Below are 620 nucleotides of genomic sequence, written 5' to 3' on the forward strand. Positions count from 1 at the left end.
CGCTTCGATTTCACCGCTGTTTAGCTTAATACGCAATGCGATTGGTGATTTGAACCATATGAACGCTCACATGGGTTATCAACTTGATCGTCAAACTCGCAAGCTACAAGAAAGCTACCGTCGTGACAGTCGCACTGGGCTGCAAAATCGCGTGGCGCTGCAAGAGCGCTTAAGTCACATCGATTGTGACGAGCATTTGTTAACGCTGAAGCTGCTTAATTTCAGCCACATCAATGAAAAGTATGGGTATCGAGTCGGAGACCAGCTGCTCAAAGATCTGTCGATGCATTTTACCAATCGATTGAGAAAGCGCTTAGGCATGCCAGCGGCGCTGCAACTGTACAGCATTGGTGTAGGTGAGTGGGCTTTTGTGTTTAAGGCTGAACAAAGTAGCGAGACGATAAAACAGCACTTTACTCGTTTTGCTGATGCGGTTGAGCAAACTAACTTTGAGCCGCTCGGCCTGCGCGAAATTGATTACCTGTCTATTTCCTTGTGTGGTGGCTTGGTTAGCCGTCGTGATTTTCCTTCGGCTTCTCCTGATGAGCTCTTATTAAAAGGCATAGAAGCGCGTCGTTCTGGCGTTCGCAGCAACACACATATTTGCAACGCTAAAGACA

Annotated in this window: 1 protein-coding gene; it reads left to right on the top strand. The window is 47.4% G+C overall.

Annotation, left to right across the window (positions count from 1 at the left end; translation table 11 throughout):
* Nucleotides 1-620: GGDEF domain-containing protein (locus R7040_RS27655; RefSeq protein ID WP_318097772.1), on the top strand; the 620-nt coding region annotated here is incomplete at both ends.

The organism is Vibrio sp. 1069 (genome assembly GCF_033340555.1).